Below are 2969 nucleotides of genomic sequence, written 5' to 3'. Positions count from 1 at the left end.
GAGGGGGAGGCATTACTCACTTTTGACTTTCCACCCCAGCATAAGTAGCTGCCAGACAGAGATATAAACAATAAACCCTATCCGAGTCGTCAAATTCTCATTCCCTATACTTCAGGAGGAAAGTTAGCCATTAGCAATTAACCATTAGCCATTAGCAATAAACCATTAGCAATTAACCATTAGCAATTACCTAATTTTCAGATAAGGAGCGAATCGTGACGAGTGTAACAGACGTATTAAGGCGAACTGTAGTGGTATTCTCCAAGAACTATCTACCCGTCAGTCGAGTCAATATTAAACGTGCGATCGCACTGTTGGTGATGGGAAAAGCCGAACCACTAGATTTTAACAGCGAGAATGCCATACTCGTCCACTCGCCCAATCTAGTACTGAGCGTACCAGAACAAATTCGTCTCACGAAAACAGATGGAGAGAGGGTTTGGAAAGTGCCTCCGGTGAATCGGCGAGAAATCTTACGAAGAGACAAACACACCTGCCAATACTGCAATAGCACCAAAAAGCTCACTCTAGATCACGTCATTCCGCGCTCCAAAGGCGGACCCCATACTTGGGATAACGTAGTGACAGCCTGTGAAAAGTGTAACAGTCACAAAGGCGATCGCACCCCAGATCAAGCAGGAATGGCACTTCATACCAAACCCAAAGCGCCCATGCACCCGGCTGTTGCCTTTGCCGAACAATTTTGGCGCTCTCAAGTACATACAGAATAACAGGAGGCGATAGGTTATGCTAAAACTCACTTATACCGAAAATGGCTTCTACCTAGAGCGCCTGAGTAATTCTCTAGAGGAATGGGTTGCCACGCGAGTAACGCTATCCCTGCGAGCGGGTGCCAGTTTATGGGTTGAACCTAGCACGGCTGCGTTCTTACTGCCAAGGGATATGCCCCAATTGGTAGAATTAGAAAAGGCAGTACGACAACAAGAAGAGATAGAAGGAATTAACCTATCTATTTGCGATACCGACTATATGGAAGTTAGCCTCAAAGGTACTTGGATGTCATCCAATCCTGATGGTGAAGAGGGAGTTTTTGTAGTTAGCTTGTGCAATAGTTCTTGTAGTGGTGATTCAGCCCATCGCATGGAATTCTTTCTTTGGAAGCTGTGGCAGGAATCTCAAACATCTGTTTCCGCTACTTAAAAAGCAGAAAACAAGGGGCTTAAGCCGGGAGCATCCCGAGAAAGGAAGAAATGGAGGTTGTATTCTTGCTCCCCCCTTTCACAAGGGGGGCTGGGGGGGTGAAAAGGGGGGCAAAAACAAGTATCTTTGCCTTCATTGGGATGCTCCCCTTAAGCCCCTTGTTCTTAAAGTATTAGCGACTGCTATAGTTAAAAATTTAACCTTCCTTTGCTCTGTTTTTCTAGCCAATCTTTACCCAATTGAATCGTAATATCAGAAGCAAGAGAGCCAGTACTTTCAACCCGCACATCCCCAAATTCCAAATTCTCACGGATATTAGAGGCACTGCTCTCGTCTCCCTGTTGAGCGACAATACGGGTAACATCCAAAGGCTCTTTCCAAGGAGTGTCCACATAAATATTGCGGTAACCAGCTTCCCGGAGTTTGCTAACTAAGGTTTGAACTGCTCCTGGATCGTTTGTACTATCTTGAATCGCCACCCGCACTGAACGTTGCTTCACTCCTTCTTCTGCTTCACTATAGCCTTGGTCGAAGTATTGAGACATCATTTGCCTGATTTTGCGGCGATTCGGCAACCAGTAACTCACCTCATGCTGACCGTTACCGTTAAAGTCACCTGGTAGAATGAGCATGTTTACATCGGATCGTTGGGTATGAACGCCAAAACCTACCAGCGCCACTAATTCTTCTACACTCAAATTTGTGTCAATGTGGGATTGAATAACAGAGAGAATTTTCGGTAACCGCGCCAAAGTACCGGGATTGAGAGCCTGCTGCATTAGTGCCCTCATCACCATTTGCTGCCGCTGTATTCTACCTAAATCCCCATACTCGTCGTGGCGAAATCGTAAAAGTTGTAGGGTTTGATTGCCATCTAGGTGCTGTTTCCCTTCTTTTAGGTCAATGTAGAGGTGCTGTGTGTCATCTTTGTACTTCATATCCTTGGGGACGTATACCTCGACTCCTCCCAAGGCATCAATCAGCTTTTCAACCCCCTGTACGTTTACTCTAACGTAACGATCAATCCCCACATCTCCCAAAAGCTTACTGGTTGTTTTTGCTGTTAATGCTGGTCCACCTTGGTCATTAGCAGCATTGATTTTAGTTGCTCCATGTCCTTCAATATTAACTTGGGTATCGCGGGGAATGGAGAGAACCGCTATTTTTTTGCTTTCGGGATCGAACCGTAGTAATAGCATCGTATCTGCTAAACCGTCAAAGGAATTGATCGTAGGATCGTATCCCGATGTGTTGCCTGTAGGTTGATCTACGTCGGATGCAAGAACTTTTATCCCCAATACCATGATACTAACGGGTCGAGTTAGCTCAGGTAGCCGCATACTGCTGCGGGTGAGTTTACCGCCTTTGGTAAAGATAGCAGCTTCCTCGCTACTAAGGCTGCTTTGGAGTAAGGGCATACTGGATAGGGATACCGCAAGCATTGCCCCGGCTGTCGCTGATAGCATTGCCACGCCACTAAAGCCTAACCAAAGCCACAGCCAATGCCCTTGCTTGGCTTTCTTGGTAGGTTTTTTTGTTGACGGTTTTTTGGGCGACTGGGTTTTTTGGGTTCCCTGAAGGGGTTTTTCGTAGGTTTTTCGGGCTGGCACTTGGCTTCCTCACACACATTAAGGATGGGATGGGCAAAAGATAACTCTCTTTCGGCAGTAAATGTTCGACCTGATCTCGATCTTGAGTTGTTTAGACAGAATATTCTTATCAGCTTTTCTCACCTTTTGTAGCACTATCTGGGAAATATTGGAGAAAAAGTTGAGATTATCGGGGTGTAACAGGCGAGACACCTGTTC

The 2969-nt window shown here is 45.9% G+C and carries 3 protein-coding genes; 2 read left to right on the top strand and 1 reads right to left on the bottom strand.

Annotated features, from left to right (window positions below; genetic code table 11):
* The first annotated feature begins 215 nt into the window (after positions 1–215).
* Both NJ959_RS27880 and NJ959_RS27875 read left to right on the top strand, forming a co-directional pair.
* A complete protein-coding gene (locus tag NJ959_RS27880; RefSeq protein WP_254015021.1) occupies positions 216–731 on the top strand; it encodes an HNH endonuclease in 516 nt (171 codons plus the stop codon).
* Between the two features lie 16 nt (positions 732–747).
* On the top strand, positions 748–1161 hold the full coding sequence (locus tag NJ959_RS27875; RefSeq protein WP_254015020.1) for an alr0857 family protein: 414 nt from the start codon (positions 748–750) through the stop codon (positions 1159–1161).
* Between the two features lie 188 nt (positions 1162–1349).
* Here NJ959_RS27875 and NJ959_RS27870 read toward each other — a convergent pair whose 3' ends face one another.
* Positions 1350–2771: an LCP family protein gene (locus tag NJ959_RS27870; RefSeq protein WP_254015019.1), complete on the bottom strand. Its 1422-nt coding sequence runs from the start codon at positions 2769–2771 to the stop codon at positions 1350–1352.
* Positions 2772–2969 lie beyond the last annotated feature (198 nt).

The organism is Limnofasciculus baicalensis BBK-W-15, assembly GCF_024178385.1.
GTDB lineage: Bacteria > Cyanobacteriota > Cyanobacteriia > Cyanobacteriales > Coleofasciculaceae > Limnofasciculus > Limnofasciculus baicalensis.
This window is presented reverse-complemented; position numbering and strand designations above follow the sequence as displayed.